17 protein-coding genes and 2 pseudogenes are annotated in these 16,927 nt (G+C 61.9%); 6 read left to right on the forward strand and 13 right to left on the reverse strand.

Going from position 1 to position 16,927, the window contains the following annotated elements:
* Positions 1–5: 5 nt before the first annotated feature.
* The 3 genes from RB548_RS20340 to RB548_RS20350 form a co-directional block, all read right to left on the reverse strand.
* Positions 6–1,286, reverse strand: coding sequence for an imelysin family protein (locus RB548_RS20340; RefSeq protein ID WP_331372989.1), 1,281 nt, complete (start codon positions 1,284–1,286; stop codon positions 6–8).
* Positions 1,287–1,440: 154 nt separating this feature from the next.
* Positions 1,441–2,730 (reverse strand): RsmB/NOP family class I SAM-dependent RNA methyltransferase, encoded by a 1,290-nt coding sequence (locus tag RB548_RS20345; protein WP_331372990.1) that lies wholly within the window; start codon positions 2,728–2,730, stop codon positions 1,441–1,443.
* Between the two features lie 240 nt (positions 2,731–2,970).
* Positions 2,971–3,345, reverse strand: coding sequence for a septal ring lytic transglycosylase RlpA family protein (locus tag RB548_RS20350; RefSeq protein ID WP_331372991.1), 375 nt, complete (start codon positions 3,343–3,345; stop codon positions 2,971–2,973).
* A 470-nt stretch (positions 3,346–3,815) separates the two neighbouring features.
* On the opposite strand from RB548_RS20350, the pseudogene RB548_RS32170 reads away from it, so the two are divergent.
* A pseudogene (locus RB548_RS32170) lies at positions 3,816–3,860 on the forward strand (hypothetical protein); the annotation flags it as partial.
* A 386-nt stretch (positions 3,861–4,246) separates the two neighbouring features.
* Here the strand turns inward: RB548_RS32170 and RB548_RS32175 are convergent.
* The 3 genes and pseudogenes from RB548_RS32175 to RB548_RS20365 all read right to left on the reverse strand — a co-directional run.
* Positions 4,247–4,705, reverse strand: a pseudogene (locus tag RB548_RS32175) (NAD(P)-binding domain-containing protein); the annotation flags it as partial.
* Complete coding sequence (gene queG, locus RB548_RS20360) at positions 4,669–5,841, reverse strand: tRNA epoxyqueuosine(34) reductase QueG (RefSeq protein WP_331372993.1); 1,173 nt, start codon at positions 5,839–5,841, stop codon at positions 4,669–4,671. The pseudogene RB548_RS32175 and the gene queG, both read right to left, overlap by 37 nt.
* A 10-nt stretch (positions 5,842–5,851) precedes the next feature.
* Positions 5,852–6,544, reverse strand: a complete 693-nt coding sequence (locus RB548_RS20365) for a glutathione S-transferase family protein (RefSeq protein ID WP_173511519.1) — start codon at positions 6,542–6,544, stop codon at positions 5,852–5,854.
* Between the two features lie 163 nt (positions 6,545–6,707).
* On the opposite strand from RB548_RS20365, the gene RB548_RS20370 reads away from it, so the two are divergent.
* Positions 6,708–7,514, forward strand: coding sequence for an undecaprenyl-diphosphate phosphatase (locus RB548_RS20370; RefSeq protein ID WP_331372994.1), 807 nt, complete (start codon positions 6,708–6,710; stop codon positions 7,512–7,514).
* Between the two features lie 294 nt (positions 7,515–7,808).
* Here the strand turns inward: RB548_RS20370 and RB548_RS20375 are convergent, their stop codons facing one another.
* The 7 genes from RB548_RS20375 to dnaN form a co-directional block, all read right to left on the reverse strand.
* Positions 7,809–7,970, reverse strand: coding sequence for a hypothetical protein (locus RB548_RS20375; protein WP_136506661.1), 162 nt, complete (start codon positions 7,968–7,970; stop codon positions 7,809–7,811).
* A 239-nt stretch (positions 7,971–8,209) separates the two neighbouring features.
* Positions 8,210–9,190, reverse strand: a complete 981-nt coding sequence (locus tag RB548_RS20380) for a complex I NDUFA9 subunit family protein (protein WP_331372995.1) — start codon at positions 9,188–9,190, stop codon at positions 8,210–8,212.
* 119 nt (positions 9,191–9,309) lie between these two features.
* Positions 9,310–9,597 (reverse strand): DUF1330 domain-containing protein, encoded by a 288-nt coding sequence (locus tag RB548_RS20385; protein ID WP_331372996.1) that lies wholly within the window; start codon positions 9,595–9,597, stop codon positions 9,310–9,312.
* Between the two features lie 137 nt (positions 9,598–9,734).
* A complete protein-coding gene (pyrF, locus tag RB548_RS20390) occupies positions 9,735–10,439 on the reverse strand; it encodes an orotidine-5'-phosphate decarboxylase (RefSeq protein WP_331372997.1) in 705 nt (234 codons plus the stop codon).
* Between the two features lie 7 nt (positions 10,440–10,446).
* A complete protein-coding gene (locus RB548_RS20395; RefSeq protein ID WP_331372998.1) occupies positions 10,447–11,028 on the reverse strand; it encodes a histidine phosphatase family protein in 582 nt (193 codons plus the stop codon).
* Positions 11,029–11,036: 8 nt separating this feature from the next.
* On the reverse strand, positions 11,037–11,639 hold the full coding sequence (pmtA, locus tag RB548_RS20400) for a phospholipid N-methyltransferase PmtA (RefSeq protein ID WP_331372999.1): 603 nt from the start codon (positions 11,637–11,639) through the stop codon (positions 11,037–11,039).
* Between the two features lie 231 nt (positions 11,640–11,870).
* The gene (gene dnaN, locus RB548_RS20405) at positions 11,871–12,989 is read right to left on the reverse strand and encodes a DNA polymerase III subunit beta (RefSeq protein WP_331373000.1); all 1,119 of its coding nucleotides are present in this window, start codon (positions 12,987–12,989) and stop codon (positions 11,871–11,873) included.
* A 270-nt stretch (positions 12,990–13,259) separates the two neighbouring features.
* On the opposite strand from dnaN, the gene rsmI reads away from it, so the two are divergent.
* The 4 genes from rsmI to ugpA all read left to right on the forward strand — a co-directional run bounded on the left by rsmI (position 13,260) and on the right by ugpA (position 16,918).
* The gene (rsmI, locus tag RB548_RS20410; protein ID WP_331375029.1) at positions 13,260–14,174 is read left to right on the forward strand and encodes a 16S rRNA (cytidine(1402)-2'-O)-methyltransferase; all 915 of its coding nucleotides are present in this window, start codon (positions 13,260–13,262) and stop codon (positions 14,172–14,174) included.
* Positions 14,164–14,532, forward strand: a complete 369-nt coding sequence (locus RB548_RS20415) for a YraN family protein (RefSeq protein WP_331373001.1) — start codon at positions 14,164–14,166, stop codon at positions 14,530–14,532. Before rsmI ends, RB548_RS20415 begins: the two co-directional genes overlap by 11 nt.
* Before the next feature lie 108 nt (positions 14,533–14,640).
* Positions 14,641–15,957 (forward strand): sn-glycerol-3-phosphate ABC transporter substrate-binding protein UgpB, encoded by a 1,317-nt coding sequence (gene ugpB / locus RB548_RS20420; RefSeq protein ID WP_331373002.1) that lies wholly within the window; start codon positions 14,641–14,643, stop codon positions 15,955–15,957.
* Between the two features lie 76 nt (positions 15,958–16,033).
* Positions 16,034–16,918, forward strand: a complete 885-nt coding sequence (ugpA, locus tag RB548_RS20425) for a sn-glycerol-3-phosphate ABC transporter permease UgpA (protein WP_331373003.1) — start codon at positions 16,034–16,036, stop codon at positions 16,916–16,918.
* Positions 16,919–16,927: the final 9 nt, after the last annotated feature.

The following is a 16,927-nucleotide window of genomic DNA, read 5'->3' on the forward strand; positions in this document are numbered from 1 at the left end:
TCGGCTCATTGGAAGACGGCGCTAGGATTATCCAGGCTGTCGGAACCTTCAAGCTCGATCGTGCCGAGATCGAGCGACGCGATGACGCGTTCGACGGTCTTCGCCTGCGCAATCAGGCCATCGATCGCGGCCTGGACGGTGGCGTTACCCTCCGCATTGCCTTCACCGATCATCTGATCATAGGCTTCGACGGTTTCAGCGCGCTTGGCCATCGCCTGCATTTTTTCGACGGTGGCGGCGAGATTGTCCTTCAGTTCCTTATCCAGCGCCGCGTCCTTCGCGGCAACGAGTTCGGAGAGCGAAGGACCGGTCAGCTTCGTGCCGTCGATACGGGTATATTCGCCGGTATAGGCGGACTGGATGCCGATCGCGTCATGGAGATGCGAGTTGTGCGTGTTGTCCGAAAAGCAATCGTGCTCTTCTTCCGGATCATGCAGCAGCAGCCCGAGCTTCATGCGCTCGCCGGCGAGCTCCCCGTAGGAAAGCGAGCCCATGCCGGTGAGGATGGTCGCGAGGCCGGCCTTGGGGTCGGCTTCGACGGCCTTGGCGGCGGCGCCATCCGGCGTCCAGTTGGCGACCATCTCCTTCAGATCGGAAACGAGCAGGCTGGAGGCTGCCTTCAGATAGGCGGCGCGGCGGTCGCAGTTGCCGTTCGTGCAGGCCTTGGTGTCGAAGTCGGTATGGGAGCGGTTGCCGGCGCCCGCGCCGGTGCCGTTCAGGTCCTGTCCCCAGAGCAGGAATTCGATCGCGTGGTAGCCGGTCGCGACATTCGCCTCGATGCCACCGGCTTCCTGCAGCGTTCCGGACAGGAATTCCGGCGTGATGTTCGTCGAGTCGACGTCCTTGCCGTCGATCTTGATCGACTTGTTGGCGATCACGTTGGCAACGAAGAGAGCGTTCTCGTCGCTTTCGGTGCCGTAGCTCTGATCGACATAGTCGATCAGGCCCTCGTCGAGCGGCCAGGCGTTCACCTTGCCTTCCCATTCGTCGACGATCGTATTGCCGAAACGATAGACCTCGGTTTCCTGATAGGGGTTGCGCGCCTTGAGCCAGGCTTCACGCGCAGCCTTCAAAGTCTCTTCGCTCGGGCTGGCGATCAGCGCGTCGACCGCCTTGTCGAGGGCTTCTGCTGTCGTCAGGGCGTCTTCGTATTTGGCGTGTGCAACCGCAGCATAGTGCTTGACGACCGCAGCGGCGTCGGTGGCGGCATTCGCCGGCTGCAAGGCCAGCGCCGACGTTGCCGTCATGAGCGCCAGCGTGGCGGCGCGGATGAAACTCTTGGTCATGACCCTCTCCTTTGCTCCTTCCAGGCCGAGCAACGTCTCAAGGCCCGCTAAGCCGGCCTGTCATGGACCAAAAGTAAACTTGTGTCAAAGTGTATAGTTTAGAATGCTTTCAATCTTTTCCCGGCGCGCGAAAACGCCGGCCGGCGATCCGGCATTAGCTCTTTCGGCCCATAAGGCAGAAGAAGAAGCCGTCGGTCCCTGTCGAGGCGGGCGTCAGCGTGACCGTCTTCATGTCGGCCGACCACGGCGGCGGTTTGTCGCTGCCGAAGAGTGTCGCCCATGTGTCGGCGGCCGAGAGGATCTCGAATTCCGGATTGTCCTCGCAGAAGCCGTAGACCTGCGACTCGTTTTCCTCGGGAAGCACCGAGCAAGTCACGTAGATCAGATACCCGCCCGGCCGGACGAAGTGGGCGGCGCTTGCAAGGGCTTCCTCCTGCTGCGCCAGCCTCTCCTCGAGGTTCTTTTGCGTAAGCCGCCATTTCGTGTCCGGGCGGCGGCGCCACGTGCCGGTCCCGGTGCAGGGCGCATCCACAAGCACGCGATCGAAGCGCCCGGCGAGCGGCGCGAGGGAGTCCGCCGATTCATGCACCTGCACATTGCGGGTGCCGGCACGCTTCAGCCGCTCGATGATCGGCGCCAGACGCTTGCGATCGGTGTCGTAGGCGTGGACCTGGCCCTTGTTGTTCATTGCTGCCGACATGGCGAGCGTCTTGCCGCCGCCGCCGGCGCAGTAGTCGAGCACCTGCTCGCCTTCCTGCGGGAAAACGAGATCGGCGACAATCTGCGAGCCTTCGTCCTGAACTTCGAACCAGCCCTTCTGGAATGAGATCTCCGCGGTAACGTTCGGCAGGCGCGAAGCGCCTTCGCCGGCCGGGATGCGCACGCCGTGGCGCGCGATCGTAGCGGGTTCGGCGCCGCTCCGTTCGAGCGCCTTCAAGACCTTGTCGCGGCTCGCCTTCAACGTGTTGACGCGCAGGTCCAGTGTCGGCCGTCCGGCAAGCGCCTTGGCTTCATTGAGCCAGTGGTCGGAGAAGTTCTCCTCGAAAGAGGCCTGCGTCCATTCCGGAATATCCGCCTGCACATGCTTGGGCGCATCTGCAAGCCGACGCTCGGCAAAGGCCTTCATCATTTCCGCCGAAGGCGCCTCGGGCGCGAACTTGTCGTCGGCCAGCTCCGCTGCAAGCGTCTCGGCGGTAAAACCCCATTGCCGATACATGACCGCATGGCCAAGCGCGGCCGCGCTGTCGCTGTCCATCAGATAGGCGTGGGAGAGTTTCATCCGCAGCGCGTCGTAGACGATGTTGCCGATGGCTGCGCGGTCGCCCGATCCGGCGAAACGATGCGAAAGGCCCCAGTCCTTGAGCGCATCGGCGACGGGACGCTTCCGCTTCTCTATGTCGTCAAGAACCTCAACGGCTCCGGCGAGCCTTCCGCCCAATCGCATCTTCGATGAACTCCTTTTTCGCCGTGGTAGCGGCGATGGCACCGAAGAGCAAGACGGAAGCGCTATAAATGGGCGAGAGCGCCTACTGCATGTTTCCTTAAATCGCAGCGATTTAAGGGCAAAAACATGCAGCAATTCAAAGTGCTACAGCGTCCTGTGCGCGTCTGGTGATACGCGCGGCGCTGTAGTCTCCGTGAACAAATCCGCCCGGTGCGAAAATCGGGCGGAAGTATTGGCGCATCAGGAATTGATGACGCGGTAACAGATGCTGGCGGTTCCCGAGCGGATCATGCCGATCTGCGAGGCGGCCGCCTTCGAGAGATCGAGCACGCGGCCGCGAATGAACGGACCGCGATCGTTGATGCGGACCACGACCGACTTGCCGTTGCGCTTGTTGGTCACCTGGACCTTGGTGCCGAATTTGAGGTTGCGGTGGGCAGCGGTGAGGCGGGCGGCGTTCATTCTTTCGCCGGACGCGGTCTTGGAGGTCAGGGCGTACCAGGATGCGCCGCCGCAAGCGGACCCTGCTGCCTGACTATCGGATGCCGAGACCAACCCCATCCCGACGGTGAATAGCACTGCTGCGGCAGCAGTTTTAATGTTCGCTGGTTTCAAGCGACGACCCCCACGGTTTGAAAGTTTAGTTAATTTCCCTGCTGATCGAGCTAATTGAGGCGAAACATGGCAAAACCGTGCTTCAACCGTTAACCATTCATTAGCTATTGTTGAAATGTAGTGAAAATTTAAAACGAAAGATTGTTTGAATTATTTTAAAACTTCCTGAGAAGTTCTTTGGAATCAGGGATTAAACGTCGGACAGGAGTCCGCGTCGAGTGCAGACTCCCTGTGGTGGAAAAAAATCATTTAAAATTTCAATTCGCATGAATTTCCACCATTATCGTTCATGGAATTCCGCTAACTATCGCTAAAGTTGTGCAAGCGGCGAAGTATAGGCCAAATATGGGCAAGCGTTAGGCAGTCAAACATAAGTCGTGCTCACCGTTACTATCGGATGATCTGAAAACATGCTTTCATCCGAACGGAGGTATTCTGGATAGACGAATTGTGGTGGAGTCTACTTCCCGCGCCAAATGCCTGTTTGCCACAACTGTGCAAGCGACACGCGATAGTTCGGGAAGGCGAATTGGAAGCCCGTCCCGCGAAGGCGGGCATTCGAGACGCGCTTGTTCTCGCCGTAGAAGGAGCGCGCCATTGGCGACAGTTCGGCGCTCTCGAAGGGTATTTCCGGTGGCGGCTCGACGCCCATCAGCCGGGCGGCTTCCGCTACCACATCTTGCGGCGGCGCCGGTTCATCGTCGGTGACGTTGAAGACCCCACCCATGCCGCGGTCGGCAAGGAAGGCGGCAGCCGATCCGATGTCTTCGACGCGAATGCGGTTGAAGACCTGATTGGGCTTCACCAATCGGCGTGCTGTGCCTTCGGCGAGGTTGCGAAAGGCATTGCGGCCCGGGCCGTAAATGCCGGCAAGGCGCAGGACCGCGACCGGAATGCCGCGCTGGGTGCCATAGGTAAGCCACGCATTCTCAGCCCCGACCCGTTGGATGGAACGCTCGGAAACAGGCTTGTAGGGCGTGTCCTCCGTCACCCAGGCGCCCTTGTGGTCGCCATAGACGCCGACGGTGGAAAGATAGCCGATCCAGCGAAGATTGGGCAGAAGTTCGGGCAACGGCGTGACGCCGGTGCGGAACATAGGGTCGCCGTCCTGACCAGGGGCAATCGACTGGACGAGGTGGGTTGCCTGGCGCATCGCCTCCGCGAGCTCGGCGGATATCGTCGCTCCATCGAAAAGGAGGGGACGAATCCCGGCTTGCGCGAGCTCGGCGAGCCTTTCAGGCGAACGGGTGGTGCCGGCCACGGACTGGGCCGCGGGCGCCAGCGCCTTCGCAATCGCCGTGCCGGAATAGCCGGCGCCAAGAATCAGGACATGCATCGGCTTACTCCTGCCATTTCCCATTCCGAAAGAACGTCGTTGTCGGTTTCCCGTTCGCACTGCCTGGCGAAGGCGGCAAGCTCGTCGCGCGGCAATAGCCGCGAGAGCGCCCAGATGGCCATGGCCCTCACCGTTGGGCAAGCGTCTCGGGCCAACGCCTTGCAATGCGGTATCAGGTCTTTTTCACCGGAATTGCCGGCCGCTATCAAGGCGTTTCTGACGAAACGGTCGCGACCGATGCGTTTGACCGGAGAACCGGAGAAGAAGGCGCGAAACGAGGCGTCGTCCAAGGTCAGCAGGAAACGAAGCTCCGGCTCCTTGAGGTCGTCGCGCGGCTTGAACTTCATCTCAGAGGCCGAGCGCGCGAACTTGTTCCACGGACAGGCCGCGAGACAGTCGTCGCAGCCATAGATCCGGTTGCCGATCAGAGGGCGGAGCTCGGGCTCGATCGGGCCTTTGTGCTCGATCGTCAGGTAGGAAATGCAGCGCCGCGCGTCGATCTGGTACGGTGCCGGAAAGGCCCCGGTCGGGCAGGCATCGAGACAGGCCCGGCAGGAGCCGCAATGGTCGCGCTCGGGCTCGTCGAGGGCGAGGTCGGCGGTCGTGAAAAGGCTGCCGAGAAACAGCCACGAACCGTATTCGCGGCTGACGAGATTGGTGTGCTTGCCCTGCCAGCCGATGCCGGCTTTCTCGGCGAGCGGCTTTTCCATGACCGGGGCCGTATCGACGAAGACCTTCACGTCCTCGCCGGCGCGGGCGGCAAAGCGCGTCGCGATCTCCTTGATCCGCCCCTTGACGACATCGTGATAGTCGCGGTTCTGCGCATAGACCGAAATCGCCCCGCGATCCCGCATGTCAAGGATCGCGCGCGGATCGTCCTCGGGACCGTAGTTCATGCCGAACATGACGATCGAGCGGACGTCGCTCCAGAGTACACGCGGATCGGACCGCCGTTCTGCCGTTTCGGCGAGCCACTCCATCGTGCCGTGAGCGCCTTCGGCCAGAAACTGTCTGAGCCGCGCCGGCGCCTCCGGAATGGCGTCCGGTCGCGTGATGCGACAGATGTCGAAGCCCTTGTCCGCCGCCTCGCTCTTCAGAAACGCGGTCAGCGTGCTGCGCTTCCTGCCCTGGTTCTCCGCTCTTACGGCGTCGCCGGGCATTGCCTTGTCCTCAGAAGTCGAGGTCCGCATAGTGCGAGACCGGTGTGACGCCGCGCACCCGCTCGCCGAGCAGCGGGCGGAAGGACGGGCGGGACTTCAATCGCTGGTACCACTCTTTCGCCGTCGGCGCCTCGGACCAGTCGATCTCGCCGAGATAGTCGAGCACGGAGATCGCGGCGGCCGCGGCGAGGTCGGCATAGGAGATGCGGTCGCCCGCAAGCCAGGGGCGCGAGCCGGCGAGCCAGGAGAGATATTTCATGTGCTGGCGGATATTGGCGCGCGACGTGCGCAGGATTTTCGAATCGGGCGCGCCACCGCCCTGATCCGGCGTCATCTGCAGCTTGAAGATGCGTTCGCGCACCAAGGGGCGCGTCACATCGGCTTCCATCTTTTGCAGGAACCATTCGGTGAGCCGGCGAATCTCCGCCCGCTGGAAAGGATCCTCGGCGAGCAGCCGGCGATCGCGCTTCAGAATGCCGTTCGTTTCGTCGAGATATTCGGAAATGATCGTCGCGCCGCAGAGCGCGCGCATGCTGTCGTCGACATAGACCGGTAGCGTGCCCGCCGGATTGAGAGCCAGAAAGTCCCGCCGGTTCTCCCAAGGCTGCTCCTCGCTCAGCTCGGTCTGGTAGCCGTATTCCGAAAGAATCAGGCGTACGAACCGGGAGGCGGAGGACATGGGGTGATGATAGAGTGTCGGCATCGAGGATCGGGCTTCGTAAATCTTTTTCAGGGAGCGTCAGCATCGTGGCACATGTGTCTGGCCACGGCTTGTCATAAAAACGAGCTATAGGTAGTTCAGGTGGCAAACACAAGCAAATCGACCTTCTCCTCCCACACCCCAACATGTCAGGAACATCTTATTTATGGCGGATCAATCGATCATCAGCGCGCTCGTCCTCGGGCTTGTCGAGGGACTGACCGAGTTCATCCCCGTGTCGTCGACGGCGCATGTTCTTCTTGCCGGCCACTTCCTTGGCTTCAGGTCACCCGGAAATACCTTCGCCGTCCTCATACAACTCGGCGCGATCCTTGCGATCCTGCTGGTCTATTCCCACCGGCTGCTCAAGATCGCACTGGCCTTGCCGTCGAGTGCTCTCGCGCGTCGTTTCGTGCTCTCGGTGCTCATCGCCTTTCTTCCGGCGGCCGTCATCGGCGCCGCAGCCCATGGCTTCATCAAGTCGGTGCTTTTTGAAACACCGATGCTGATCTGTATCGTGTTGATCGTCGGCGGCGTCATCCTCTACGCGATCGACCATCTGCCGCTGAAGCCGCGCTACACCGACGTGATGGACTATCCGCCTTCGCTCGCCTTCAAGATCGGCCTCTTCCAGTGCCTTGCGATGATTCCGGGCACGTCGCGTTCCGGCGCCACGATCGCCGGTGCTCTGCTGATGGGAACCGACAAGCGTTCTGCAGCGGAGTTTTCGTTCTTTCTCGCCATGCCGACGATGGTCGGTGCCTTCACCATCGATCTCTACAAGAACCGCGATGCGCTGTCCTTCGACGATATGACGCTGATTGCGGTCGGGTTCATCGCCGCCTTCGTGGCCGGGGTGTTCGTCGTGCGCTCGCTGCTCGATTTCGTCTCGCACCGCGGCTTCACGCCCTTCGCGATCTGGCGGATCATCGTCGGGGTTGCCGGCCTCATCGGCCTTTGGCTTCTTGGCTAGATTCAGAAGGGCGCAATTCGCTCTGCCGTGGATTTGCTCCTCACCCTAACCCTCTCCCCGCAAGCAGGGCGAGGGGACTTTAAGTCGGCGCTTACCTCGAGTTTCCTTCTGCCCGCTTGCGCGGAGAAGGTGCCGAAACGCGGATGGGGAGCACGAACCGATCGCGCAAAAATAAAGCCGCATGCGCTCTTTCGAAACGCATGCGGCTCCCTGGCCCCCGCCAAAACTGAATATCACGCCGCAATGCCGTCCGTCTCTTAGAGGACAGCTACTCTTTATGCGACAGGTGCCGGCTTACTCGCCGGAAAACTCGATCGACGCCGTCGTGCAGGGGTCGACGCCATAGGCGGGCGCGCATCCCTTGCTGCTGCTTGCCACGGTGCTCGGAGCCATGAACGAGCCGGCCAGAATGATCAGTGCCGCAGACGCAAAAAAGATTGCGATCGACTTGCCCATGGGACGTGATGCCTTTCGAGTGTGATGTTGGCACCGACTGCGCTCGCCGAGCGATGTGGTGCGAGGGGTGTTTATTCGCTGGACATGTCATGATCAATATCAGGACATGCTGAATCCGCGGTAAACGCTATCCGCGCTTGCAACTGCGGCAGAACTGCAACGGTGTTGCATGATTACAACAAACAAGAGCCGCCGGCAGGGCCGGCGGTCACAGTGCGAAGATTGAATGGGATGAGGCGTCAGGCCGCCCGTCCGCTGCGCGTATACTGGCCATGCGGGCGATAGCGCACCAGATAGCTCGGCAGGATCGAATCCAGCATCGTCGGTTCAATGCCGATTCCGGCGAGCGTCCGCCCCTCCGCTTCGGCTTGTGCGGAGACGACATTGTCGGATTTGAGCAACACCACCTGATCGGCCGTGAGCGGTGGCGTGACGAATGGCACCAGCGAAGCGACGCTACCCATCAACGAAGCGACGCCGAAGGGTATCGACAGGAGACGGCGCTTGCGGTCGATCGTCTTCAGCATCAGCTCGAGACATTCACGGAACGACAGGACCTGCGGTCCCCCGAGCTCGTAGATCTTGCCTTTCTCGACCTTGCCGTCGACCGCGCGGGCTACCGCTTCGGCAACGTCGGTCACATAGACCGGCTGGAATTTCGTGTGACCGCCGCCGACGAGCGGCAGGAACGGCGAAAACCGGGCCATTTCGGCGAACTTGTTGAAGAAGCCATCCTCGGGTCCGAATATGATCGACGGCCGCAGGATGATCGCCTCGGGAAGCGTTTCGAGGATCGCGGCCTCGGCGCGGCCCTTGGTGCGGGCATAGCTCGACTCGGACTTGGCGTCGGCGCCGATCGCCGAGATGTGGGTCAGTGTCGCTCCGGCGGCCCGCGCCGCTTCGGCGACTGCCCGCGCGCCGAAATCCTGAACCGCGTCGAACGTGTTGCGGCCGCTCTGGAACAGGATGCCGACACAGTTGATCACATGGTCAGCGCCTTCGACGGCGCGGTCGATCGATTTGCGATAGCGCAGATTGGCCTGGACGAAGGAAATCTGGCCGACATTCCCGAGCGGCTGGAGATGGCCGGCGAGATCGGGACGACGGACTGCGACACGAATGCGATAGCCGCGCTTGGCCAGCGCGCGCACCACATGACGGCCGACAAATCCGGATCCGCCGAAAATCGTCACCAGCGGCGGAAGGTTGGACAAGGTCATGGGAAACGCACTCCTGATATCATTGGGAATAATCGCTTGCTACATAGCCCAAGCGGCGGGCTAGGTGAAGGCCAATCCACGATCGCCGCACCAGCACTTTCGCGATGCCTTCTGCGGGTTCAAACGCCTTCGACCACCACCATCTCGGCGTCGGCCACTTCCTGGCGGATCGCCGCGGCAATCTGGTATTCGGACGAGTTGTAACAGTCGACGGCGGCCTGAAGGGAGGGAAACTCGATGACGACGTTGCGGGAGCGAACCGCGCCTTCCAGCCGGTGGAAATTGCCGCCGCGGGCAAGGAACTTGGCGCCGTATTTCTCGAAGGCCGGCTTTGCCGCCGCCACATAGTCCTTGTAGCGCTCAGGGTCCCGTATATCGACCCGAGCGATCCAATATCCCTTGGCCATGATAAGCTCCTCGTCTTTCGGTAGAACACACAGACGGGGTCGTTACTTCCGGCAATTCACGGCCAACGTCAAGCGTAGCGTCTTGCCAATGGACGCAAGCTTGCAAAATAGCCGGAAAGCCCTTCGGCGCCGGCGGGTCAACCGGAAAGCGCGCTCTCCATCTCGGCCAGTATCGCATGGGCGGCAGTCAACGGCTCTGCAGCCTGGACGACCGGCCGCGCGACGACGAGATGGCTCGATCCCGCGCGAAGCGCGTCAGCCGGCGTCATCACACGCTTCTGGTCACCCTTGTCGGCACCGGCGGGCCGGATGCCGGGCGTGACGAGCGCCATGTCCGCTCCGATGATCTTGCGCACAGCCGCAGCCTCCTCGGCGGAGCAGACAATGCCGCCCATTCCCGCGGCGCGCGCCTGTTCGGCGCGGCGCAGCACCAGCGTGTGCGGATCGTATTCGTAACCGGCATCGATCACGTCCTGCTCGTCCATGGAGGTGAGGACCGTGACGCCGAGCAGACAGAGGTCGGATCCGTGCGCCGCCTCGACAGCGGCTTTCATCGCCTTAGGATAGGCGTGCAGCGTCAGCATCGACACGCCCATCTTGGCGATGTTCTCGACGCCCTTCGCCACCGTGTTGTCGATGTCGAGCAGCTTCATGTCGAGGAAGACCTTCCTGCCGCTCGCGGCAAGGTCGCGCGCGAATTCGAGTCCGCCGGCGAAGGCAAGCTGGTAGCCGATCTTGTAGAAGGCGATGCTGTCGCCAAGTGTCGAGACGATCGCTTCCGCCTCGGCAACCGTCGGAAGATCGAGGCCGACGATCAGCCGGTCGCGCGCGCTCATGGTCATGTCGAGATCACCCCTGCCAGAATTCCATCGGCGTCCAGTCGCACGTGACGGCGCGATCCGCAAGGCGAAAAGCAAAGAGGTTGCCGCCCCCCGCTGGCTGGTCCGCGTCGCGTGCGATCGCGGCGCCGGTCATGCGACATTTGAGCAGCGTCCCGACGCCGCCATGCCCGACGAAGGCGATCGGAATTGCCGGGTCGTGGCGATCGAGAATGTAGGAGACGGCATTCCAGATGCGCAACTGGGCATCCGCCGCCCGTTCCCACCCTTTGAAGCTTTCGTTCGGGTGGGCGAAAAACCAGTCGGCGGCCTCCTCGAACGCCTGCGGCGGCAGGAAGCCTGTCGCGGCGCGATCGTTCTCGCCCATCTCTTCGTCGGTCTCGACCGGGATGCCTGCCGCACGCGCCAGTATGGCCGCCGTCTCCACGGCTTTTGTCTCGTGGCTGGATATGATGCGGCCGAGGGACCTGACCCATGGGTTCGAGGCCGCTGCGCGTGCGCGGTCCCTGCCGAGCTCTGACAATCCCCATTTCGGCACGGCGATTGCCGGGTCGATCGTAACCTGCGGATGGGTCAGATAGACGCCGAACACGCGACGCCTCAGTGCGCCTTGCGATAGACCCAGAGCTGAGCGGGCGGAATGTTGCGGACGACGAAGTCGAGATGCTGGATGCTGTAGCGATCGGGCATGGCGACGACCGGCGAGAGCGCGCCATAGGAAATCTGCACGACGGGCCGTCCGACCGGGATGCGCGAGAGCAGGTCCTCGATAAGTTCGACGCGGCGGTGCATCGGAAAGTTCAAAAGCGGCACCGCGGACACGACGCTGTCGAACTTCCGGTCCTTCAGTGATCCGAGCGTGTGTTCGAGATCGAAGGCGTCGCCGTTGATGAACTGCACACCGGCGAAACGGGCCTTCAGCTGATTGAAGAAATCGGTCGAATATTCGACCGAGACGAGTTTTTCCGGTGCGATGCCGCGCTCGAGGATCGCCTTGGTGATCACGCCGGTCCCGGGGCCGAGTTCAAGCACCGGCAGGCCTGAGTGCGGATTGACGACGCTCGCCATCCGCCGCGCCGTGATCGAGGACGTTGGCAGGATCGCTCCGACGGCGCGGGTGTTGTTCATCCAGCCCTTGAAGAAGCGGATTTCCTCGTCGAACTTCCGGCCGAACCTTTCCTTCACCTTCAAGCGCAAACTCATCGAAACCCCTCGAAAAATCATTCTCATTTTGGTTGCACGCGGCCCACGCTGCGTTCTGATTCGGCCGGGCCGTGCAAGTACATGGAGCATAATGTGCTCCCATCTGCGGCAAAAACAAGTCTGTCCGCGTCCAAAAGCGACAGCTTATCAACAAGGCGCGACCGCAGGTTTCATGAAAAACCCGCCGTCCAACGGCGGCGGGTTAGCATTTCAACACATCGCACCAGGCCGTCACACGCGCATCGGCATGAGGACATAGAGCGCGTCCTCGGCGGCAAGATCACGCACCAGCGTCGGCGAACCGGGATCGGCGAGCATGAAGACCGCATCGTTGCCGGTGAGCTGGGCGGTGATGTCGAGCAGGTATTTGGCGTTGAAGCCGATCTCCAGAGGGTCGCTTTCGTAGCCGACCGGCAGCTCTTCCGTAGCACTGCCTGAATCCGGATTGTTGACCGTCAGCGTCATCTGTCCGTCGGTGAGCGCAAGCTTCACCGCGCGGCCTCGCTCGGAGGAAATGGTCGAGACACGATCGACCGCCTGGGCAAAGGACTGGCAGTCGACGCGCAGCTCCTTCTCATTGTTGGCCGGGATTACCCGCTGATAGTCGGGGAAAGTGCCGTCGATCAGTTTCGAAGTCATGATGATCGAGCCGATCGTCAAGCGGATCTTGGCGTCCGAGACCTCGACCGTCACGACGATGTCGGGATTGTCGAGCAGCTTCTGCAACTCGCTGACAGTCTTGCGTGGGATGATGATGCCTGGCATGCCTTCCGAACCGGCCGGAGCCTCGACGTCGGCGCGCGCAAGGCGATGCCCGTCGGTCGCAACCGCGCGCAGCTTCAGCTGTCCCTTGCTCTCGACCGTGTGCATGAAAATGCCGTTGAGGTAGTAGCGGGTCTCCTCCGTCGAGATCGCGAACTGCGTCCGGTCGATCAGCATCTTGAGGTCCGTCGCCTTCAGCCGGAAGGAATGCGAGAAGCTCCCGGCCGTCAGATCCGGGAAATCCGATTGCGGCAGGCACTGCAGCGAAAACTTCGAGCGGCCGGAGGCAACCGTCATAGCCGTGCCTTCGGCATTGGTCGCAAGCAGCACTTCCGCCCCATCCGGGAGCTTGCGAACGATATCGTAGAGGAGATGCGCCGGAACGGTGGTGGCGCCCGCCTGTTCCACCTGCGCCGGCGTCGCCTCGGTGATCTCGAGATCGAGGTCGGTTGCCTTCATCTCGAGGCTCGCTCCGTCGGAGCGCAGCAGCACGTTCGAGAGGATCGGGATCGTGTTTCGCCGTTCGACCACGCGGTGAACATGGTTCAGCGATTTCAGGAGATTGGACCGCTCGAGAGTAATGCGCATGGGATGCTACCGCTTTCAACCATTGCCCGGCGGGCGAACCCGCCGCGGCGTCAACTGCGAGTGTCCCGGCCGATCGGCCGGAAGGATGTGGACGGGCAAAATGGCAGAAAGAGAGCCGCAAAAGCAAGGGGTTTCGCGGGGAGTTTCCCCAATTGCGCAAGGGGGCGGCCACGACCTGTCCTTGCCTCACGCCATCAGCTCGCCCATAAAGGCTGAAGCCGGCACGACGGACATAGTCGGCAGGAAGATAAGCAATTGGAAAAGCACGAAATGGCCGAAGCGGCGGACAGGGAGAAACAGCGCGGCTACCGGCTGCACAATGCGAGCATACCGGCCCGCCCGCTGGAGCCGGCGCTCTATCTCGTCGCGACCCCGATCGGCAATCTCTCGGACATTACCCTCAGAGCCCTGGAGACGCTCGCCGGTGCCGACGTTCTCGCCTGCGAGGACACCCGCGTCACCCGTGTGCTGCTCGATCGCTACGGCATCGTCAATCGTCCCTTTGCCTATCACGAGCACAATGCCGACGAGGCCGGCCCGCGGCTGCTGGCGGCGCTCGACCAGGGCAAATCGGTGGCGCTCGTTTCCGACGCTGGTACGCCGCTCGTATCCGACCCGGGCTATCGTCTCGCGCAGCATGCGATCGAAGCCGGGTATCGGGTCGTGCCGATTCCCGGGCCATCGGCTCCCCTTGCGGCGCTCGTCGGCTCAGGCCTTCCGAGTGATGCGTTCCTTTTTGCCGGCTTCCTGCCGGTGAAGGACAAGGCGAAGCGTGATCGCCTCGGCGAGCTTGCCGCGGTGCCGGCGACGCTGCTCTTCTTCGAGTCTCCGCACCGGATCGCGGCAACGGTCGCCGCTGCCGCAGATGTCCTCGGCACGGAGAGGAAAGCGGTCGTCTGCCGCGAGCTGACGAAGGCCTTCGAGGAATTCCGTCGCGGCACGCTCGGCGAGCTCCGCGCCTTCTACGCGGACGGCGCGAACGTGAAGGGCGAGATCGTCCTGGTCGTCGGTCCGCCGGATGCGAAGCCTGTTCCAAAGGAAGCGGACGTGGACGCTCTTCTGAGCGCGCTTGCGCAGGAAATGCCGATGGGCAAGGCGGCGACGGTAGCCGCCCGCCGGACCGGACTGCCGCGCAAGGAACTCTATGACCGGCTTCTCGCTCGCAAGGAACGTGATGAAGGTTGAGCAACCGGACCGTCGCAAGCTGAAGGCCTTCAAGCGCGGTCACGTCGCCGAATACCGCGCGGCGCTCTGCCTGATCCTCAAAGGCTACCGTATCGTGGCGATGCGCTACCGCACCAAGCTCGGCGAGATCGACATCATCGCCCGTCGCGGCGATCTCATCGCCTGCGTCGAAGTGAAGGCCCGCCGCGGCTTTGACGAGGCGGTCTTCGCCGTCTCCGACACGGCACAACGGCGGATCAGGGCCGCGAGCGATATCTGGCTGTCGCGCCAGGCGGATTTTCACCGTCTCTCCGTCCGCTACGATATTGTTGCCGTCATGCCCTGGCGCTGGCCGCGACATCTGCCGGATGCATTTTGACCAAACGGGCAAATTTGTAATCGTTTCGACATAAAAGCATTACCTGTCTGTCATCGAAGGCCACTAGTCCACTGCCATTCCTAACGAAGGTGGAGAGGGCAATCGACCATGATCAGGAACTTCATAACTGCCGGCTTCATGCTGGCGCTTTCGGCATCCTCCTCGCTCGCAGCGACCGAAATCACCTGGTGGCATGCCATGGGCGCCGAACTCGGGCAGAAGCTCGAGGCGATCGCCACGAAGTTCAATGAAAGCCAGACCGACTATGTTGTGAAGCCGGTCTACAAGGGGACCTATCCTGAGACGCTGACGGCGACGATCGCCGCCTTCCGCGCCGGCCAGCAACCGGCCATCGTGCAGGTCTTCGAAGTCGGTACCGGGACCATGATGGCTGCCAAGGGTGCGGTCTATCCGGTCTACAAGCTGATGGCCGATCAGGGCGAGGCTTTCGATCCCAAGTCCTTCATCGCACCGGTGGTCGGTTATTACACCGATACCGAGGGCAACATCCTTTCGATGCCGTTCAACTCCTCCACGCCGATCCTCTACTACAACAAGGACGTGTTCAAGAAGGCCGGCCTCGACCCCGAAGTCGCTCCGAAGACCTGGGCCGAAGTCGAGGATTTCTCCCGCAAGATCGTCACCTCGGGCGCGGCGAAATGCGGCTTCACCAGCGCCTGGATCACCTGGATCCAGACCGAGAACCTTTCCGCCATCCATGACCAGCCGTTCGGCACGCTGGAAAACGGCTTCGGCGGCACCGGCACGGAATTCACCTTCAACGGCCCGGTCCAGGTCAAGCATTGGGGCAATTTGAAGAAATGGGCGGACGAAGGCCTGTTCCAGTACGGTGGCCCGGTCGGCGGCGATGATGCCGCCACGAAGTTCTACGCGCAGGAATGCGCCATGACGATGAACTCCTCGGCCGGTCGCGCCGGCGTCATCAAGAACGCCAAGGACTTCACGCCCGGTTTCGCGCCGCTTCCCTACTACGACGACGTGACGAAGGAGCCGAAGAACTCGATCATCGGCGGCGCGACGCTCTGGGTTCTGAACGGTCAGGGCGATGACGTCTACAAGGGCGTGGCGAAGTTCTTCACCTATCTGTCGCAGCCGGAGCTTCAGGCCGATTGGCATCAGTTCACCGGCTATCTGCCGGTCACCAATGCTGCTTACGAGCTCGGCCAGAAGCAGGGCTACTACGAGAAGAGCCCTGGTTCCGACGTAGCGATCCAGCAGATCACCCGTGGCACGCCGTCGGTAAACTCGAAGGGTGTACGCTTCGGTAACCTCACACAGGCACGCGCCATCCTCGACGAGGAGTTCCAGGCGCTGCTCGCCGGCACCAAGACCCCCCAGCAGGCGCTCGACTCCGCAGTCCAGCGCGGCAACGAACTCCTGCGCGAGTTCGAGGCGGCCAACTAAGGTTGCCCTTTACCAACGAAAAGCCGGCGATACCGCCGGCTTTTCGCCTTTTGGCGGGCCGAAGCGAAAGTCTACGATGGACACGAAACGCACGATCTTTCCGAACCGGGTCCTGCCCTATCTGCTTCTGGCGCCGCAACTCGTCATCACGCTCGTGTTCTTCATCTGGCCCGCGGGGCAGGCGGTGAAATCGTCCTTCGAGCGGGAGGACCCGTTCGGACTATCGACGAGCTTCGTCGGCTTTCAGCATTATGTCCGGCTTCTCGGGGATCCGCTCTATCTCGACTCGCTCGGGCGAACGGCGGTCTTCGCCGTCGCCGTGACCGCGCTGTCGATGGCCTTCGGTCTCGCCCTTGCGGTCGCGGTCAATCGCCTTTTGAAAGGTGGGCGCTTCTATACGACACTTCTCGTCTGGCCCTATGCCGTGGCGCCGGTGATTGCCGGCCTGCTCTGGTGGTTCCTGTTCAATTCGACGACCGGCGTGCTTGCCTATTTCCTCGGCCAGCTCGGCATCAGATGGGACCACAATCTGAACGGCACGCATGCAATGATCCTGATCATCATCGCCGCCGCCTGGAAGCAGGTTTCGTATAATTTCCTCTTCTTCCTCGCCGGTCTTCAATCCGTGCCGCATTCGCTGATCGAGGCCGCGGCGATCGACGGCTCCGGCCCGGTCAAGCGGTTCTTCACCATCGTCCTGCCGCTCTTGTCGCCCACCACTTTTTTTCTCTTCATCGTCAACGTCAACTACACGATGTTCGATACATTCGGCATCGTCGACGCCACCACGGCGGGCGGCCCGGCGCAGGCGACCAATATCCTTGTCTACAAGGTCTATAACGACGGATATCTTGGCCTCAATCTCGGCTCGTCCTCGGCCCAGTCGGTCGTTCTCATGTTGATCGTGGTGGTGCTCACCGTCATCCAGTTCCGCTATGTCGAGCGGCGCGTGCAATATTGAGGCGATGCG

Origin of the sequence: Sinorhizobium chiapasense, from assembly GCF_036488675.1 — a bacterium.
In the GTDB taxonomy this organism is placed as follows: Bacteria; Pseudomonadota; Alphaproteobacteria; order Rhizobiales; family Rhizobiaceae; genus Sinorhizobium; species Sinorhizobium chiapasense.

What these genes read in the sequence shown, in the direction of transcription:
- RB548_RS20340 (WP_331372989.1), bottom strand. Translation starts at nt 1,286, where the DNA reads ATGACCAAGAGTTTCATCCGCGCCGCCACGCTGGCGCTCATGACGGCA.
- RB548_RS20345 (WP_331372990.1), bottom strand. Translation starts at nt 2,730, where the DNA reads ATGCGATTGGGCGGAAGGCTCGCCGGAGCCGTTGAGGTTCTTGACGAC.
- queG (WP_331372993.1), bottom strand. Translation starts at nt 5,841, where the DNA reads ATGCCCGGCGACGCCGTAAGAGCGGAGAACCAGGGCAGGAAGCGCAGC.
- RB548_RS20365 (WP_173511519.1), bottom strand. Translation starts at nt 6,544, where the DNA reads ATGCCGACACTCTATCATCACCCCATGTCCTCCGCCTCCCGGTTCGTA.
- RB548_RS20370 (WP_331372994.1), top strand. Translation starts at nt 6,708, where the DNA reads ATGGCGGATCAATCGATCATCAGCGCGCTCGTCCTCGGGCTTGTCGAG.
- RB548_RS20375 (WP_136506661.1), bottom strand. Translation starts at nt 7,970, where the DNA reads ATGGGCAAGTCGATCGCAATCTTTTTTGCGTCTGCGGCACTGATCATT.
- RB548_RS20380 (WP_331372995.1), bottom strand. Translation starts at nt 9,190, where the DNA reads ATGACCTTGTCCAACCTTCCGCCGCTGGTGACGATTTTCGGCGGATCC.
- RB548_RS20385 (WP_331372996.1), bottom strand. Translation starts at nt 9,597, where the DNA reads ATGGCCAAGGGATATTGGATCGCTCGGGTCGATATACGGGACCCTGAG.
- pyrF (WP_331372997.1), bottom strand. Translation starts at nt 10,439, where the DNA reads ATGACCATGAGCGCGCGCGACCGGCTGATCGTCGGCCTCGATCTTCCG.
- pmtA (WP_331372999.1), bottom strand. Translation starts at nt 11,639, where the DNA reads ATGAGTTTGCGCTTGAAGGTGAAGGAAAGGTTCGGCCGGAAGTTCGAC.
- dnaN (WP_331373000.1), bottom strand. Translation starts at nt 12,989, where the DNA reads ATGCGCATTACTCTCGAGCGGTCCAATCTCCTGAAATCGCTGAACCAT.
- rsmI (WP_331375029.1), top strand. Translation starts at nt 13,260, where the DNA reads ATGGCCGAAGCGGCGGACAGGGAGAAACAGCGCGGCTACCGGCTGCAC.
- RB548_RS20415 (WP_331373001.1), top strand. Translation starts at nt 14,164, where the DNA reads ATGAAGGTTGAGCAACCGGACCGTCGCAAGCTGAAGGCCTTCAAGCGC.
- ugpB (WP_331373002.1), top strand. Translation starts at nt 14,641, where the DNA reads ATGATCAGGAACTTCATAACTGCCGGCTTCATGCTGGCGCTTTCGGCA.
- ugpA (WP_331373003.1), top strand. Translation starts at nt 16,034, where the DNA reads ATGGACACGAAACGCACGATCTTTCCGAACCGGGTCCTGCCCTATCTG.